Origin of the sequence: Saccharomonospora cyanea NA-134 (genome assembly GCF_000244975.1) — a bacterium.
GTDB classification, from domain to species: Bacteria; Actinomycetota; Actinomycetes; order Mycobacteriales; family Pseudonocardiaceae; genus Saccharomonospora; species Saccharomonospora cyanea.
The window spans coordinates 3,558,783-3,575,504 of sequence record NZ_CM001440.1 but is presented as its reverse complement, the minus strand read 5'-3'; the positions used below and the strand labels follow the sequence as shown (position 1 = coordinate 3,575,504).

The 16,722-nt window shown below is 68.9% G+C and carries 16 protein-coding genes; 12 read left to right on the top strand and 4 right to left on the bottom strand.

Features of this window, described 5'->3' with window-relative positions; translation table 11 throughout:
* Nucleotides 1–138: 138 nt before the first annotated feature.
* Nucleotides 139–534, bottom strand: coding sequence for a hypothetical protein (locus SACCYDRAFT_RS16740; RefSeq protein WP_005457926.1), 396 nt, complete (start codon nucleotides 532–534; stop codon nucleotides 139–141).
* Entirely contained in the window at nucleotides 534–1,211 is a 678-nt protein-coding gene (locus tag SACCYDRAFT_RS16735) for an MBL fold metallo-hydrolase (RefSeq protein WP_005457924.1), read from the bottom strand. The genes SACCYDRAFT_RS16740 and SACCYDRAFT_RS16735 overlap by 1 nt, the downstream gene beginning before the upstream one ends.
* A gap of 172 nt (nucleotides 1,212–1,383) precedes the next feature.
* On the opposite strand from SACCYDRAFT_RS16735, the gene SACCYDRAFT_RS16730 reads away from it, so the two are divergent.
* From SACCYDRAFT_RS16730 to SACCYDRAFT_RS16720, 3 genes are read left to right on the top strand one after another with little or no spacing between them, the layout of a single operon-like run.
* Nucleotides 1,384–2,517, top strand: coding sequence for an acyltransferase family protein (locus tag SACCYDRAFT_RS16730; protein WP_005457922.1), 1,134 nt, complete (start codon nucleotides 1,384–1,386; stop codon nucleotides 2,515–2,517).
* A 54-nt stretch (nucleotides 2,518–2,571) separates the two neighbouring features.
* Entirely contained in the window at nucleotides 2,572–5,430 is a 2,859-nt protein-coding gene (uvrA, locus tag SACCYDRAFT_RS16725) for an excinuclease ABC subunit UvrA (RefSeq protein WP_005457920.1), read from the top strand.
* 29 nt (nucleotides 5,431–5,459) lie between these two features.
* Nucleotides 5,460–5,939, top strand: coding sequence for an SRPBCC family protein (locus SACCYDRAFT_RS16720; protein ID WP_005457919.1), 480 nt, complete (start codon nucleotides 5,460–5,462; stop codon nucleotides 5,937–5,939).
* A gap of 3 nt (nucleotides 5,940–5,942) precedes the next feature.
* Here the strand turns inward: SACCYDRAFT_RS16720 and SACCYDRAFT_RS16715 are convergent, their stop codons facing one another.
* Nucleotides 5,943–7,253: a cation:dicarboxylate symporter family transporter gene (locus SACCYDRAFT_RS16715; protein ID WP_043536585.1), complete on the bottom strand. Its 1,311-nt coding sequence runs from the start codon at nucleotides 7,251–7,253 to the stop codon at nucleotides 5,943–5,945.
* A gap of 174 nt (nucleotides 7,254–7,427) precedes the next feature.
* Between SACCYDRAFT_RS16715 and SACCYDRAFT_RS16710 the strand changes: the two genes are divergently transcribed.
* The 3 genes from SACCYDRAFT_RS16710 to SACCYDRAFT_RS16700 are packed head-to-tail and all read left to right on the top strand — an operon-like array spanning nucleotide 7,428 to nucleotide 10,235.
* Nucleotides 7,428–9,071, top strand: a complete 1,644-nt coding sequence (locus SACCYDRAFT_RS16710; RefSeq protein ID WP_005457917.1) for a sensor histidine kinase — start codon at nucleotides 7,428–7,430, stop codon at nucleotides 9,069–9,071.
* A 30-nt stretch (nucleotides 9,072–9,101) separates the two neighbouring features.
* Nucleotides 9,102–9,827, top strand: coding sequence for a response regulator (locus SACCYDRAFT_RS16705; RefSeq protein WP_005457916.1), 726 nt, complete (start codon nucleotides 9,102–9,104; stop codon nucleotides 9,825–9,827).
* 27 nt (nucleotides 9,828–9,854) lie between these two features.
* Nucleotides 9,855–10,235 carry a RidA family protein gene (locus SACCYDRAFT_RS16700; protein ID WP_005457915.1) on the top strand — a complete coding sequence of 127 codons (381 nt, stop codon included), beginning with the start codon at nucleotides 9,855–9,857 and terminating at the stop codon, nucleotides 10,233–10,235.
* 12 nt (nucleotides 10,236–10,247) lie between these two features.
* Here the strand turns inward: SACCYDRAFT_RS16700 and SACCYDRAFT_RS16695 are convergent, their stop codons facing one another.
* The gene (locus SACCYDRAFT_RS16695) at nucleotides 10,248–10,634 is read right to left on the bottom strand and encodes a DUF1844 domain-containing protein (RefSeq protein ID WP_083844769.1); all 387 of its coding nucleotides are present in this window, start codon (nucleotides 10,632–10,634) and stop codon (nucleotides 10,248–10,250) included.
* A gap of 213 nt (nucleotides 10,635–10,847) precedes the next feature.
* Here SACCYDRAFT_RS16695 and infC point away from each other — a divergent pair, with 213 nt between their 5' ends.
* The 6 genes from infC to pheT all read left to right on the top strand — a co-directional run bounded on the left by infC (nucleotide 10,848) and on the right by pheT (nucleotide 16,722).
* Nucleotides 10,848–11,465, top strand: coding sequence for a translation initiation factor IF-3 (infC, locus tag SACCYDRAFT_RS16690; protein WP_085979196.1), 618 nt, complete (start codon nucleotides 10,848–10,850; stop codon nucleotides 11,463–11,465).
* A gap of 115 nt (nucleotides 11,466–11,580) precedes the next feature.
* On the top strand, nucleotides 11,581–11,775 hold the full coding sequence (gene rpmI / locus SACCYDRAFT_RS16685) for a 50S ribosomal protein L35 (RefSeq protein WP_005457906.1): 195 nt from the start codon (nucleotides 11,581–11,583) through the stop codon (nucleotides 11,773–11,775).
* Nucleotides 11,776–11,838: 63 nt separating this feature from the next.
* The gene (rplT, locus tag SACCYDRAFT_RS16680; protein ID WP_005457903.1) at nucleotides 11,839–12,216 is read left to right on the top strand and encodes a 50S ribosomal protein L20; all 378 of its coding nucleotides are present in this window, start codon (nucleotides 11,839–11,841) and stop codon (nucleotides 12,214–12,216) included.
* Nucleotides 12,213–13,019 (top strand): TrmH family RNA methyltransferase, encoded by an 807-nt coding sequence (locus SACCYDRAFT_RS16675; RefSeq protein WP_005457899.1) that lies wholly within the window; start codon nucleotides 12,213–12,215, stop codon nucleotides 13,017–13,019. Before rplT ends, SACCYDRAFT_RS16675 begins: the two co-directional genes overlap by 4 nt.
* A 115-nt stretch (nucleotides 13,020–13,134) precedes the next feature.
* Nucleotides 13,135–14,202, top strand: a complete 1,068-nt coding sequence (gene pheS / locus SACCYDRAFT_RS16670; protein ID WP_005457897.1) for a phenylalanine--tRNA ligase subunit alpha — start codon at nucleotides 13,135–13,137, stop codon at nucleotides 14,200–14,202.
* Entirely contained in the window at nucleotides 14,203–16,722 is a 2,520-nt protein-coding gene (pheT, locus tag SACCYDRAFT_RS16665) for a phenylalanine--tRNA ligase subunit beta (protein ID WP_005457895.1), read from the top strand. It begins immediately after the preceding gene.

Genomic DNA, 16,722 nt, shown 5'->3' with positions numbered 1-16,722 from the left:
GCGGCCGGGTGACACCGCTGTCTCGTGGCGCTGGGCACGGTCGTCGCCGGTGACGAGGTGGTGTGGCCGGAGGACGGTGAGGAACTGCGGCCTTCCCACGCCGAGCGGTTCGGCGGCGGGTAGCGGACGCGCCGGGTGCTAACGAGCGGTCTCGTGTACGTGCTGCCACCGCAGGCCGCGCGGAGCGGTGCGGTCCTCACGTAGTAGTGCGCTCACCACCCGTTCCTCGATACCGCCGTCCACATGGTGCCGTTCGGTGAACCGGACCAGCATCGACCCGGTCGACGCGGACACCACCACGACGTCGTGCACCGTGATCCGCAACCCGGGACGGGCACCTCGGGCAGTGGCGAGGTCGGCGAACAGCTTCGCTCCCGGCACCACCTCGCCGTCCACGGTCACGAGCGAGAAGTCGTCGGTGTGGGCGGTGCGGAACGCGTCGAGGACGTCGGAGGTGGCGCCGTCCCCGGTACCCGACAGCCACTCGGCGAGTGCCTCGTGATGGGCGGCGACCTCCGCGGCGATGTGGTCCATCACCAGCCCCTCGCACGCCATTCGCCGAGGTGGGGGCGTTCCGCTCCGAGCGTCGAGTCGTCCCCGTGTCCGGGGTAGAACCACGTCTCGTCCGGCAGCCGGTCGAAGATCCGCTGCTCCACGTCGTCCATGAGCGAGGTGAAGTCCGCGGACGACGTGGTCTTGCCGACGCCGCCGGGGAAGAGCGAATCGCCGGTGAACAGGTGCGGGTGTCCCTGCGGGTCGCGGTAGAGCAACGCGATCGAGCCGGGAGTGTGGCCGCGCAGGTGGATGACCTCCAGCGTGACCTCGCCGACGGTCACAGTGTCACCGTGCTCGACGAGGATGTCCGGCGGAACGGGCAGCGGGTCGGCGTCGGCGGGATGGACCACGGTGTCGGCCCCGTAGGCGCCGGCCAGCGCGCCCAGTGCCTGCCAGTGGTCGGCGTGCTGGTGGGTCGTGACGATCGTACGCAGCGACGGGCGGTCGGGGCCGTGCCCGATGAGGTCGGACAGCCGTTCGAAGTCGCTCGCGGCGTCGATGACGAGGGCCTCGCTGGTGGCACGGCACACCAGCAGGTAGGCGTTGTTGTCCAGGGAGCCGACCGACACCTTCGTGATGGTCAGCGCGTCGAGCGTGCGTACGGCTGCGGCACCACCGGGTTCGACGTGGCCGGTGTAGTCCTCGGTGACGTTCACGGTCCTACGGTAGTCAATGGGTCACCAGCCCCCGAGAGAGGCCGGATGTGGGCCCCCGGCTAGGGTCTGCTGTTCGCGGGTGTCCGCGAAAGCGAGTGCTGGGGGTGTCGTCGTGGCCGTCGCGGCACGTCCGGAACCGTCGCCACGGACGTCACGGCGGTTCAGCTGGGACGTGATCCGGGTCGTGGCCATCCTGCTGGTGATGATCGGCCACTTCACCGGGGTCGCGTCGGATATCCCCGGTATCGAGCCGTATCCCCTGCGGATCGACCTCCGCTTCGGAACGATCACCCTGCTCGTGCTCTCGGGATACTTCATCGGCCCGACCCTCCGGCGCGGCGCGCCGGGCCGGTGGTTCCGCGCGCGCCTGGCCCGTCTGCTGCCCGCCTACCTAGCGGCCGTGCTCCTGGTCTACGCGGTGTCGCGGTACGCGGTCGTGCGGTTCAACGGGGGAGCGCACCAGGACGGGTTGTCGGGACTGTTGTTCCTCGACCCGGTCATGCCACTGGAGCCCGCGCCGGACGCCCTTCCCACCTGGCACGTGCCGGACCTGAACGACCTCCTGCTGCACGTGTTCCTGTTGCACGAGTGGAACCCCGACGGTTGGCACAGGATCGACGGGTCGTACTGGACCATGCCGGTGCAGGTGGCAGCGTTCGCGGTGGCCGCACTGCTGTGGCGCGGTGGAGTGCACCGGCGGGTGGGGATGCCCGCGGTGCTGTGGTCGGCGATGGCGGTGTCCGCGGTGGCGCGCGTCGTGCGGGATTTCGCCGGGGTGCTGCCCGCCGCGACGGGGATGCTCCACGCGTATCTCTTCGCCGCCGGGGTGGCGATCTGGCTGTGGCAGCAACGCAGGCTCTCCTCTGCCCAGCTCGGCGCGCTGCTGGCGACCGCCCTGGTGATCCAATGCTTCCACGGCCCATGGCCCGCGGTGCTTGGGTTCGCTCTCGTGCTCGGGGCGATGTGTGCGGCGGCTCGCGGTCCCGACTGGGACGTCCGGGGAACGCGCCTGCTGCGCCGCCCCGTCTCCTGGCTGGCCGGCATCAGCTACTGCCTGTACCTCGTTCACCAGCAACTCGGCTACGTCATCGCCCGGGGGCTGTCCGAGGCCGGTGTCTCGCCGTGGTGGTTACGCTTGGCGATGGTGGCCGGGGCCGCTCTGGTGCTGGGCTGGCTCCTGACCGTCGGCGTCGAGCGTCCGGCGTACGGCAGGCTCGTCCAGCGGGACGCGCCCGTTGTGGCGTGCTCCACGCGACCGGTCGGCTCGCGCGACGCTCGCGGCACTTTTGTCGGGGGTCCGCCCTAGCATGGTGCCGGCCGACTTTCGGCGTTTCCCACATACCAGTTGAAGGGATCTCGGGTGGCTGATCGCCTCGTAGTCCGTGGCGCCCGTGAGCACAACCTGCGCGGCGTCGACCTCGATCTGCCAAGGGACAGTCTCATCGTGTTCACGGGCCTGTCCGGGTCGGGCAAGTCGAGCCTCGCGTTCGACACCGTCTTCGCGGAGGGCCAGCGGCGCTACGTGGAGTCGTTGTCCGCGTACGCGCGCCAGTTCCTGGGCCAGATGGACAAGCCCGACGTGGACTTCATCGAGGGTCTGTCGCCTGCGGTGTCGATCGACCAGAAGTCCACCTCGCGTAACCCGCGTTCCACGGTCGGCACCATCACCGAGGTCTACGACTACCTCAGGCTGTTGTACGCCCGCGCGGGCAAGCCCCACTGCCCGCAGTGCGGCGAGCCGATCAGCAAGCAGACCCCCCAACAGATCGTCGACCAGGTCCTTGACATGGAGCAGGGCACGCGGTTCCAGGTCGTCGCCCCGGTGGTGCGCGGGCGCAAGGGCGAGTACGTCGACCTGTTCGCCAACCTGCAGCAGCAGGGCTTCGCGCGGGTGCGCGTGGACGGCGCGACCCACCCGCTGTCGGATCCGCCCAAACTGAAGAAGCAGGAGAAGCACGACATCGGGGTGGTTGTCGACCGGCTCACCGTCAAGGCCAGCGCGAAGCAGCGGCTCACGGATTCGATCGAGACCGCGCTGCGACTGGCAGACGGCCTCGTCGAGCTGGAGTTCGTGGACCTTCCCGAACACGACCCGCACCGCACCCGTGGCTTCTCCGAGAACCTCGCCTGCCCCAACGGGCACCCGCTCTCGATCGAGGACCTCGAACCGAGGTCGTTCTCCTTCAACGCGCCGTACGGCGCCTGCCCCGAGTGCACCGGCATCGGCGTCCGCAAGGAGGTCGACCCGGAGATGGTGGTGCCCGACGACGAGCTGTCGCTCGCGGACGGCGCCATCGCCCCGTGGTCGGGTGGCCAGAGCGCGGATTACTTCCAGCGACTGCTGGAATCCCTGGCGAGCACACTCGGGTTCCGGATGGACACCCCGTGGCGGAAGCTGCCCGCGAAGGTGCAGAAGGCGGTGCTGCACGGCGTCGACGAACAGGTCCACGTGAGCTACCGCAACCGCTACGGCCGGCAGCGTTCCTACTACGCGAGCTTCGAGGGGGTCATCCCCTTCCTGGAACGGCGACACGAGCAGACGGAGTCCGAGTGGGCGCGCGAACGCTACGAGGGCTACATGCGCGAGGTGCCGTGCCCCACCTGTCAGGGAACCCGCCTCAAGCCCGAGATCCTCGCCGTCACGCTGGAGCACCAGGACCTCGGGGAGCTCTCCATCGCCGAGGTGTGCGCGTTGTCGGTGGCGGAGGCGTCGAAGTTCCTGGACGGACTCCGGCTCGGGCCGCGTGAGGCCATGATCGCCGGCGCTGTCCTCAAGGAGATCCAGGCCCGCCTGCACTTCCTGCTCGACGTCGGCCTCGACTACCTCTCCCTCGACCGGGCGGCGGGCACGCTCTCCGGTGGGGAGGCGCAGCGCATCCGGCTGGCCACCCAGATCGGTTCGGGGCTCGTGGGCGTGTTGTACGTGCTCGACGAACCGTCCATCGGACTGCACCAGCGTGACAACCACCGCCTCATCGAGACACTCACGCGTCTCCGCGACCTCGGCAACACGCTGATCGTCGTCGAGCACGACGAGGACACGATCCGCGCGAGCGACTGGGTCGTCGACATCGGGCCCGGCGCGGGCGAGCACGGTGGGTTGATCGTGCACAGCGGCACGTACGAGAAGCTGCTGAACAACGAGAAGTCCCTCACCGGTGACTACCTCGCGGGCCGCCGCTCGATCGAGATTCCCGCCGAACGCAGGAAGGCGGACCCCAAACGCCAGTTGACGGTGATGGGCGCCCGCGAGAACAACCTGCGCAACATCGACGTCTCCTTCCCGCTCGGCTGCCTGGTCTCGGTCACCGGTGTGTCCGGGTCGGGCAAGTCGACGCTGGTCAACGACATCCTGGCGACGGTTCTCGCGAACAAGCTGAACAACGCCAGGCAGGTTCCGGGACGGCACAAGCGGGTCAAGGGACTCGACCACGTCGACAAGCTGGTCCGCGTCGACCAGTCGCCCATCGGCCGCACGCCGCGGTCGAATCCGGCGACCTACACCGGCGTGTGGGACCACATCCGCAAACTGTTCGCGGCGACCACCGAGGCGAAGGTCCGCGGTTACCAGCCGGGGCGGTTCTCGTTCAACGTCAAGGGCGGCCGGTGCGAGGCGTGCGCGGGTGACGGCACCATCAAGATCGAGATGAACTTCCTGCCGGACGTCTACGTACCGTGCGAGGTCTGCAAGGGTGCCCGCTACAACCGCGAGACGCTCGAGGTCCACTACAAGGGCAAGACGGTGGCCGAGGTCCTCGACATGCCGATCGAGGAGGCCGCGGCGTTCTTCGAGCCCATCAAGGCCATCCACCGGCACCTGCAGACGCTGGTCGACGTGGGGCTGGGCTACGTCCGGCTCGGTCAGCCCGCGCCCACGCTCTCCGGTGGCGAGGCCCAGCGGGTGAAGCTCGCCAGCGAGTTGCAGAAGCGGTCGACGGGCAAGACCGTCTACATCCTCGACGAGCCCACCACGGGCTTGCACTTCGAGGACATCCGCAAGCTGCTCGGCGTGATCAACGGGCTGGTCGACAAGGGCAACACGGTCATCGTGATCGAGCACAACCTCGACGTCATCAAGACGTCCGACTGGATCATCGACCTCGGTCCGGAGGGCGGCTCCGGTGGCGGCACGGTCATCGCCGAAGGCACGCCGGAGGACGTCGCGGCCACGGAGGCCAGCTACACCGGACGGTTCCTCGCCCCGTTGCTGCAGGGCTGACGTGCCCGTTCGCCGGGAACTCCCCGGCCATGTCGACGACCCGGTACCGGTTCCGTACGCGGTGGTGGCTTCCTGCCGACCAGAGTGCTGTGTTCGCGATGTTGGCCGACCTCGTCGGCTATCCACGCTGGTGGCCGGACGTGCGTTCGGTCCGGCGGATCGACGGGGACACGGCCGAGGTGCGGGCGCGGTCCAGCCTGCCGTTCACCTTGGTGATGCTGCTGCACCGCATCGAGGAGGACGAGCGAAGAGGCGTGCTCGCGGTCGGCCTCCGCGGTGATCTTCGGGGCTTCCTCCGGGTGGAGGTGTCGCGCGACGGTCTGGGTACCGGCGTGGATGTCGTCCAGGAGGTCGAGGCGCGAAGCCGGCTGCTGCGGGTGCTGTCCCCCTGGGCCCGCCCGCTGCTGCGGCTCAACCACGCGGCCATGATGAGCCGGGGCCGAGCGGGTCTCATGAGGCGTCTCGCGGGTGGCGCCGGAGGGACCACCCGCGAGACGGCGCGTCGATGAGGATCAGGCGTGAACCGGCTGCTTTCCGTCGGTTTCGGTCGACGACGCAGCGTGGTCGTCGACGAGGGTGGCCTCGTTGAACGGTTCCTGCCCCGACAGCACGCGGGACAGCTGCTCGCGGTCGAGTTCCTTCGTCCACGAACCGATGAGGACCGTGGCGACGGCGTTACCAGCGAAGTTGGTGAGCGCCCGGGCCTCCGACATGAACCGGTCGATGCCGAGGATGAAGCCCACCCCGTCCACGAGCTCGGGCCGGTGCGACTGGAGACCACCCGCGAGTGTCGCGATACCCGCGCCACTGACTCCGGCCGCGCCCTTCGACGCGATGATCATGAACACCAGCAGTGAGATCTGTTCGCCGATGCCGAGCGGGCTGCCCTGCGCCGTGGCGATGAACAGAGTGGCCATCGTCAGGTAGATCGCGGTGCCGTCCAGGTTGAACGAGTATCCGGTGGGCACCGTGATGCCGACGACGGGCTTGCTGACGCCGAGGTGCTCCATCTTCGCGATGAGCCGCGGCAGTGCCGACTCCGACGACGACGTCGACACGATCAGCAGGAACTCGCGGCCGAGGTAGCCCAGCAGCTTGAAGACGTTGACCCGCGCGCCGAGCCACAGCACGGCCCCGAGCACGAGGAAGACGAACAGCAGGCAGGTGACGTAGAAGCCAATCATGATGACGGCAAGGCTGCGCAGGGCGTCCCAGCCGGTTTCGCCGACGACCGCGGCGATCGCGCCGAACGCGCCCACCGGGGCAGCCCACATGATCATGGCGAGGATGCGGAACACGAGTCGCTGAATGTGCTCGATGCCGCGCAACACGGGTTGGCCGGCAGGACCCATCTTCTGCAGGGCGAACCCGGCGAGCAGGGCCACGAGCAGGGTCTGGAGCACCGATCCCTCGGTGAAGGCCGAGACCATGGTCTCGGGGATGATCCCGAGGAGGAAGTCGACCGTTCCCTCACCGCCCCCGGCGCTCTCCTGCACCTTCGCCGCGGCCTCGGGGTCGAGCTCCATGCCCTCGCCCGGGTGCAGAACGTTACCGACCACAAGGCCGATACCGAGCGCGAAGGTGGACATGAGCAGGAAGTAGCCGACGGCCAGCAGACCCACCTTGCCCACGCTGGCGGCCTTGGCGACCGAACCGATGCCGAGCACGATGGTGCAGAAGATGATCGGACTGATCATCATCTTGATCAGGTCGACGAAGCCGGTGCCCAGGGGCTTGAGCTCCTTCGCCACGTCGGGAGCGGCGAAGCCGACGACGACACCGAGCACCACCGCGGCGATCACAGCCAGGTACAGGTAGTGCATCCGGTCGCGACGCCGTGGCGGGTTTGCGGCCGCGGGCGACGGTCCAGGCAACATTGCCTCCTCGAAGTACTGTCGTGGAATCAGGACGACTATGGGAACCGTTTCCGCGCGAGTCACCGTTGTGTTCATTTCGGTCGTGAACTTCTGCCGGTGGCCGTGTGTTCTCATGAACTGATGCGTCGCTCGTCCCGCTTCGGTCAGCCCGGCCCGCACGGCCGGAGCTGGAGCGTCGCCAGGCAGTTGTTGGTCCTGCAGCTGGCCGTGGTGAGCGTGCTGGTGCTGGGAGCTACCGCGCTCGCCTATCTCGACGCCGCGGCCGGAGTGGAGAAGAAAGCCACCGAGGAGGTCGTTTCGGTGGCGGTCACCCTCGCGGACTCGCCCGACGTACGGCAGTCGGTGAGGCTTCCGGATCCCAGCTCGGTGCTGCAGCCGTTCGCCGAGCGTGTCCGTGCCGACACGGGGGTCGACTTCATCACGATCATGGATCGTGACCGCACCCGGTACACGCATCCGGACCCCGGCCGCATCGGCGAGCCGTTCATCGGCAACATCGAGCCCGCGCTGCACGGGCGCCCGTTCACCGAGACCTACACCGGAACACTCGGTCCGTCGGTACGCGCGGTCGCGCCCGTGTCGGTGGACGGTGAGGTGAGGGCGTTGGTGGCAGTCGGGATAACCGTGGAAGCGATCTCGACGGAGCTCGCGCAGAGCCTGCCGCCCGTGCTGGGCGTCGCCGCCGGGGTACTGCTCGTGGGTGTGGTCGGCAGCGTGGCGGTGAGCAACCGCCTGCGTACGCAGACCCGTGGGGTGGCCCCGGACGAGCTGAGCCGAATGTTCGACTACTACGAGGCCATCCTCCACTCGGTGCGGGAGGGGCTCGTGCTGGTCGATCGGGACGGGCGGGTCGGGCTGTACAACGACGCCGCGGCCGATCTGCTGGGCCTGGCAGGTGACGTACGTGGTGCTGCGGTGTCCGAACTCGGTCTCGCGGACGCGCTCTCCCGCACGTTGACGGCGGGGGAGCAGGTGAAGGACGAGTTGCACGTGACGGAGACCCGGGTACTGCTCGTCAACACCGTTCCGGTGCGGTCGCGGGGACGCGCGATGGGCAACGTGGTGACTTTGCGCGACCACACCGAACTGCAGTCCCTGACGGGTGAGCTGGACACCGTACGCGGATTCGCCGAGTCACTGCGGGCGCAGGCCCACGAGTCGGCCAACCGCCTCCACGCGGTGGTGTCGCTCGTCGAACTCGGTCGCACCGAGCAGGCGGTGGCGTTGGCCACGGCGGAGTTGCGCACGGCGCAGGAGCTCACCGACAGGGTGCTGGGCGCGGTCTCCGAGCCCGTGCTGGCCGCCCTGTTGCTGGGCAAGTCGAGCGAAGCGGCCGAACGCGGAGTGGAACTGGTGATCACGGACGACACCGTCCTCGACGACACGTCCTCGACGATCGACTCACGCGACCTCATCACCGTGCTCGGCAACCTCGTCGACAACGCGGTGGACGCGGCGATCGAGACAGCGGCCGAGCGCGCCCCGACAGTCCGGGTCACGGTACGGGTCGACGACGGGGAACTCGTCCTTCGCGTCGCCGACAGCGGGCCGGGTGTGGACCCCGGGATCAGCTCACGGATCTTCCGCCGTGGCTGGTCGACCAAGTCGGGGGGCGGGGACGCCGGTCGTGGCCTCGGCCTCGCGCTCGTCGGGCAGACCGTGCGCCGTCTCGACGGCACGGTGACTGTCGGCAACACCGACGAGGGTGGCGCTGTGTTCACCGTCCGTGTTCCCCTCCCCGCGGCGTCGAACCACCATCCTTAACTCTTTAGGGTGAAAGTGGAGGCGTCGTGGATGATCAGTGTGCTCGTGGTCGAGGACGACCCGGTGGCAGCCGACGCGCATCGGGAGTACGTCGAACGGGTCGCGGGTTTCACGGTGGCGGGCGTCGTGCACTCGGGCGGGGCGGCCGTGCGGTTCTGCGAACGGCACCGCGTCGACCTGGTGCTGCTCGACTTCTACCTGCCCGACACGCACGGCCTGGCCGTGTGCCGGGCGCTGCGCGCCATGGGCGCTCCGGTGGACGTGATCGCGGTGACGTCGGCGCGGGACCTGTCTGTCGTGCGCGGAGCGGTGTCCGCCGGAGTGGTGCAGTACCTGCTGAAGCCGTTCACCTTCGCGGCGCTGCGCGACAAGCTCGCCAGCTACGCGCGGTTCCGCGAACGCGTGGCGCGGCCCGGACAGGCCAGCGGTCAGGCGGACATCGACCGTGTCCTCGCGACCCTGCGTCCCTCAGGGCAGGGGCCGTTGCCCAAGGGAATGAGCACCGCGACCCTCGACGCGGTCACCGCCGTTCTCGCCGGCTCGGGAGAGGGGTTGTCGGCCGCCGCCGTCGCGGAGGCCACCGGTGTAGCCCGCGTCACCGCTCGCCGCTATCTTGAGTACCTTGCCGATCATGGGATCGCCCGCCGTCGCCCGCACTACGGGACGGTCGGGCGGCCGGAGGTCCGCTACGTGCCCGTCGGGGACTCCGGTGGGCAAAGCGGTGACGGGCTCGGGCGGTCGTCCGAGACGCCGTAGTCCACACGCGGGTGACAGGAGGGTCCGATGAGCAAGCACGCGGTGAGCACGACCGCGGCGCCGGCACCGGTGGCGGCGTACTCGCAGGCCGTGCGTAAGGGGAACATCCTCCAGCTCGCCGGTCAGGTCGGTGTCGATCCCGCGACGGGCGAAGTCGCCGACGGCGGTGTCACGGGCCAGACCCGGCAGGTGTTCGCCAACCTGCGTGCCGTCCTCGAAGCGGCGGGCGCCGATCTCGACGACGTCGTCATGATGCGCGTCTACCTCACCGACCCCGCGCACTTCGCCGACTTCAACGCCGTCTACAACGAGCTGGTGACCGAGCCGTACCCGGCGAGGACCACGGTGTACGTGGGCCTGCCCACCGGGTTGCTCGTGGAGATCGACGCCTTGGCGGTGCTGGACTGACGGTCCGTTTCGTCAGTACACCGGGCCGGTGTACTTCTCGCCCGGTCCCTGGCCCGGCGCGTCCGGTACGGCCGAGGCCTCCCGGAAGGCCTTCTGGAGCGACTGGAGCCCGTCGCGCAGCGGGGCCGCGTGCAGCCCCAGGTACTCACCCGACGCGGTCACCAGACCGGCCAACGCCGTGATGAGCCGCCTCGCCTCGTCCAGATCCCGGAGAGGACTGGCGTCGGGGTCGTCGTCGGCGAGTCCGAGTCGTTCCGCCGCAGCGGACATCAGCATCACGGCGGCCCTGCTGATGACCTCCACGCTCGGGATGGCGTGCAGTTCGCGGACGTTTTGGGAATCCGGGGAGTCAGGGGAATCACTACCAGGCCCGGAAGCGTTGAATGAGTCGTCTTGCACGTCTGGTACGATTCCACGTGCGACCAGCCTCCGAGGCATCGGGGGCCGCAAGTGGAGCCCCGCTCCCACCCGAGTCGCCGTTCCAGGCGGCCGGGTCCGGTCACGCGACTGCGGACGGCGATGCCGTTGCCGCGGTCGCGCGAGCATCCGACATTGCGGATGCCGATCGGATCGAGGGCCCCGCACACCAGCATGCGTGTCGGGGCTTGTGGCATGTGGGCACCAGGTCGAGACAGCAGCAATGACCGGCACTTGGACCAAGGAGGCCCCATCAGCTCCGAGACGCGCATCAACGAGCGCATCCGTGTCCCCGAGGTACGCCTCGTGGGACCGAACGGTGAGCAGGTCGGCATCGTCCGTATCGAGGACGCGCTGAGGCTCGCCCAGGAGGCAGACCTCGATCTCGTCGAGGTGGCCCCGCAGGCACGCCCGCCGGTGGCGAAGCTCATGGACTACGGCAAGTTCAAGTACGAGAGTGCTCAGAAGGCCCGTGAGTCCCGCCGCAACCAGCAGCTCACCGTCATCAAGGAACAGAAGCTGCGTCCCAAGATCGATCCGCACGACTACGAGACGAAGAAGGGCCATGTGTCCCGCTTCCTCGAGGCGGGTAACAAGGTCAAGGTGACGATCATGTTCCGCGGGCGTGAGCAGTCGAGGCCGGAGCTCGGGTTCCGCCTGCTGCAGCGACTCGCCGACGACGTGTCCGAGCTGGGCTTCATCGAGTCGAAGCCGAAGCAGGACGGCCGCAACATGATCATGGTTCTGGCGCCGCACAAGAACGCCAAGGCGAAATCGAAGGCGACGAAGAACGCGGGTAGCGACGAGTCGTGACGCACTGCCGCCCGCCCGGCGGGCGGCAGGCGGGTCGGTTCGGAGTCGCCGGCAATACCGCCACCACGCAGCAGCACACCGGTGATCGGTGTGCTGTCGTATGAAAGAGGGAAGAATGCCGAAGAACAAGTCCCACAGCGGGATGTCGAAGCGCGTCCGCGTGACGGGCAGCGGCAGGATCCGGCGCCAGCAGGCCGGCCGCAGGCACCTCATGGAGAAGAAGTCGAGCAGGGTGACCCGCAGGCTCGAGGGCACCACCGACGTCGCGGCCCAGGACGTGCGTCGCGTCAAGCGGCTGCTCGGCCGCTGAAACCAGCTCCGCCGTAACCACCGGGGCGTTCGTTCGCGCCCCCCGACACGACAGGATGGACCCGTGGCACGCGTCAAGCGGGCGGTCAACGCCCAGAAGAAGCGTCGCGCAACTCTTGAGCTGGCCAGTGGCTACCGTGGCCAGCGTTCGCGCCTGTACCGCAAGGCCAAGGAACAGACGCTCCACTCGCTGAACTACGCCTACCGGGACCGCCGCGCCCGCAAGGGTGACTTCCGCCAGCTGTGGATCACCCGCATCAACGCGGCCGCCCGGCAGAACGGCGTGACCTACAACCGCTTCATCCAGGGCCTCAAGGCCGCCGGTGTGGAGGTCGACCGCAAGATCCTTGCCGACCTCGCGGTGAACGACGCGGCCGCGTTCGCCTCGCTCGCCGAGGTGGCGAAGCAGAACCTGCCCTCCGACGTGAAGAAGTCGGCCTGAGCACCACACCTCAGCGACCCGGGGATGTCCCGTTCACCCACAGGACACCCCGGGTCGTTGCTGCGCGACGCCTGACGCGGCGGTCGGCCCGTGAGGAGACGGGCCGTTTCCTCGCCGAGGGAGCCCAGGCGGTGAGAGAGGCGCTGCGTTACGGCCGCGTACACGAACTGTTCGTCACCGAGGATGCGGCGCAGCGGTATCCCGAACTCGTGGCCGATGCTCCAGCGGTCTCGACGATCACCGGCCGCGCGGCGGAGTTGCTGTCCGAGACGGTGACACCGCAGGGCATCGTGGCAGTGTGCGACACGGTCACGGTCGATGTCCGCGCCGCGTTGTCGGGCAGTCCGCGCCTGGTGGCCGTGTTGGTGGACATCGCCGATCCCGGCAACGCGGGAACCGTACTGAGGGTGGCCGACGCCGCCGGTGCCGATGCTGTGGTCTTCGCCGGACGCTGTGTCGACGTGCACAACGGCAAATGCGTGCGAGCCTCGACCGGCAGTCTCTTCCACCTGCCGGTGGCGACCGAACCGGACGTCGATCGGGTCCTCGAGGCGTGTGGCCACGCAGGATTGACCACGGTGGCAGCCGACGGCTACGCCGAAGCGGACCTGACGACGACCGGCGAGCTGGATCGGCCGACCGCGTGGCTCTTCGGCAACGAGGCGCACGGCCTCCGCGACGACGTGCTCGCGAAAAGCGACAGCGCGGTGCGGGTTCCGTTGTACGGCAGGGCAGAGAGCCTCAATCTCGCTACGGCCGCGGCCGTGTGCCTCTACGCCAGCGCTGTTCGGCAGCATTCCTGACGGAGGGTGACGGACGGTCGTCCGTGACGCTCACCTAGAATTCCGCGTGTAATCGCTGACGTGCGCTCTCGCTCGCGTACAGCCCTTCCCATGTGGAGCGGACGTTAGAGGAGCTATGTCCGAAGCCTTGGAGAAGCAAGATCCGGAGTCGGCCGACAGGGTCGCGCCCGAGACGTTGAGGGCGGCTGTCGACGCGGCGAAGAAGGAGTTCGCGGCCGCCGCGGACCTGGAATCCCTGGCTGCGGTGAAGCCCGCGCACTTCGGTGACCAGGCGCCGCTCTCGCTCGCCCGTCGTGCCATCGGAGCGCTGCCCAAGGAGCGGAAGTCCGAGGCGGGCAAGCTGGTCAACCAGGCGCGCCAGGAGGTGCAGGCCGCGTTCGACGAGCGCCGTGCCGCTCTCCAGGCCGAGCGGGACGAGCGGGTGCTGCGCGAGGAGACGGTCGACGTGACGTTGCCGTGGGACCGTGTGCCGCGAGGGGCACGTCACCCCGTCACCACGATCGCGGAGCGTGTCGCCGATGTGTTCGTCGGGATGGGCTACGAGGTCGCCGAGGGCCCGGAACTCGAAGCCGAGTGGTTCAACTTCGACGCGCTGAACTTCGGCAAGGACCACCCGGCGCGCCGTATGGCCGACACGTTCTACGCCGGTCCCGAAGGCTCCAACCTGGTGCTGCGCACTCACACCTCCCCGGTGCAGGCGCGGGCACTGTTGCACCGCGAGTTGCCGGTGTACGTCGTGTGCCCGGGTCGTACGTTCCGCACCGACGAGTTGGACGCCACCCACACGCCTGTGTTCCACCAGGTCGAGGGCCTCGCCGTGGACAAGGGGCTCACGATGGCGCATCTGCGCGGAACTCTCGACGCGTTCGCGAGGGCGATGTTCGGCGAGGAGTCCGGTACGCGCTTCCGCCCGCACTTCTTCCCGTTCACCGAGCCCTCCGCGGAGGTCGACGTGTGGTTCCCCGAGAAGAAGGGTGGCCCGGGCTGGGTCGAGTGGGGCGGCTGCGGCATGGTCAACCCGAACGTGCTGCGCGCGTGCGGCGTCGATCCTGACGTCTACTCGGGCTTCGCCTTCGGCATGGGGTTGGAGCGCACCCTCATGTTCCGCAACGGCATTCCGGACATGCGCGACATGGTGGAGGGGGACGTGAGGTTCTCGCTCCCCTTCGGAACGGAGGCGTGAATGAAGGTCCCCGCCAGTTGGCTGAGGGAACACCTGGAACTCAGCGAGGACGTCACCAACGACGACATCGCCAACGCCTTCGTGAACCTGGGTATCGAGGTCGAAGGCGTCGAGTCCGTCGGTGAGATCACGGGTCCGCTCGTCATCGGGCGTGTTGTGGAGATCGAGGAACTCACCGGGTTCAAGAAGCCCATCCGCTACTGCCGGGTTGATGTGGGAGCCACCGTCGATCCCGAGAGCAGTGAGGACGTCGATCCCACCAAACCGCCCACGAACGGCGTCATCTGCGGCGCGACGAACTTCGTGGAGGGCGATCTCGTGGTGGTCGCTCTGCCGGGGGCTGTGCTGCCGGGCGGGTTCGCGATCTCCGCGCGCAAGACGTACGGCCACGTCAGCGAAGGCATGATCTGCTCGGCGCGGGAACTCGGCATCGGCGAGGACCACGCCGGGATCCTCGTGCTGCCGCCGGGTACGGCCGACCCCGGTGAGGACGCGCGTGAGGTGCTGGATCTCGTCGACACGGTCTTCGAGCTGACTCCCACCCCGGACCTCGGCCACGCGTTGTCGGTGCGTGGACTCGCGCGGGAGCTGGCGTGCGCTTTCGACGTGCCCTACGGCGACCCGGCGAACCGGGAGGTGCCCGCACCCGAGGGTGACGCGTGGCCGGTGCGGATCGAGGACCCGGAGGGCTGCCGCCGTTTCGTGTTGCGGAGGGTCACCAACCTCGACGCGGGCGCGCCGACACCGTGGTGGATCCAGCGTCGCCTGTTGTTGGCGGGCATGCGTCCGATCTCACTCGCCGTGGACGTCACGAACTACGTGATGCTGGAGCTCGGCCACCCGTTGCACGCCTTCGACACGGCGTCCGTGAAGGGCGACCTCGTGGTGCGCCGTGCGAGGCCGGGCGAGACGTTGACGACGCTGGACGACGCCGAGCGCACGCTCGACCCGGACGACGTGGTGATCGCGGACGACAGCGGGGTCGTCTCGCTCGCGGGCACCATGGGCGGTGCGAGCACGGAGATCCGCGACGACAGCGTGGACGTGCTGCTGGAGGCCGCGCACTGGGATCCGGGCGCGATCAGCAGGACTGCGCGCAGGCACAACCTGTTCTCGGAAGCGGCGCGCAGGTTCGAACGCTTCACCGACCCCGAACTGTGCGCGGTCGCGGTCGAGGTGGCCGCGCGCCTGCTGCGCCAGTACGGTGACGGCAGCATTCGTCCCGGTCGCACCGACGAGGGGCACGTGGAGCCCGCCGAGCCGATCACCATGCCGATCAGCCTCCCCGATCGGGTCGCCGGGGTGAGGTTCGATCGTGGCGTCACGGTACGCAGACTCACCCAGATCGGTTGCAAGGTCTCGGTGGGAACGGCGGACGACGGCACCGCACTGGTCACCGCCGTGCCGCCGAGCTGGCGTGGCGACCTGGCGCAGCCCGCGGACCTCGTCGAGGAGGTTCTGCGGCTGGAGGGGTACGGCACGATCCCGTCGGTGCTGCCCGCGGCCCCGGCGGGGCGCGGGCTGACGGCGGCGCAGCGTCGGCGGCGGTCGGTCTCGCGTGCGCTCGCCGAGGCCGGCTACGTCGAGGTGCTTCCGTTCCCGTTCGTCTCGGCGTCGGTATGGGACGACTTCGGGCTGCCCGAGGACGATCCGCGCAGACGCTCGGTTTCGGTGCTGAACCCCTTGGAGTCGGACAAGAACCAGCTCACGACCACGCTCCTGCCGGGGGTGTTGGAGGCATTGCAGCGCAACATCGCCCGCGGCTTCCGCGATGTCGCTCTGTACCACGTGGGGCAGGTCGTGCTGCCAGGGCCGGAGCAGGCCGGCGCGCCGGACCCCGGTGTGGAACAGCGCCCGTCCGACACCGAACTCGCCGCTCTGGAGCAGGCGGTCCCCGACCAGCCGCTGCACGTGGCGGTCGTGTTGGCCGGCGAGCGGCGCCGCTCCGGCTGGTGGGGCGAGGGCGAGCCCGCGATGTGGGCGGATGCCGTGCAGGCCGCGCGACTGGTGAGTGACGTCTCCGGTGTGGAGCTCGACATCGAGTCGGCAGAGGTCATGCCGTGGCACCCAGGCCGCTGTGCACGGTTGTCGGTGGGTGGCCGCACCATCGGTTACGCCGGTGAGCTACACCCCAAGGTGGTCGAGCAGCTCGGGCTTCCGAAGCGGACCGCCGTGATGGAGCTCGATCTCGACGCGATTCCAGTGGTGGACCGCAGGCCCGCGCCGTCCATTTCGCCGTTCCCGCCGGTGCTGCTCGATGTGGCGCTCGTCGTCGACAACGAGGTACCTGCTGCGGCGCTGGCGGCGGCTTTGCGGGAGGGCTCGGGCGAGTTGGTGGAGGACGTGTCGTTGTTCGACCTCTACGAGGGCGAGCAGATCGGTGCGGGAAAGAGGTCGCTTGCCTACAAGCTCCGTTTCCGCGCACCCGATCGCACGCTGACCGTCGAGGAGGCCACGAAGGCGCGCGACGCCGCCGTGGCCCTGGCCGGCGAGCGGTTCGGTGCGGTACTGCGGGGCTGA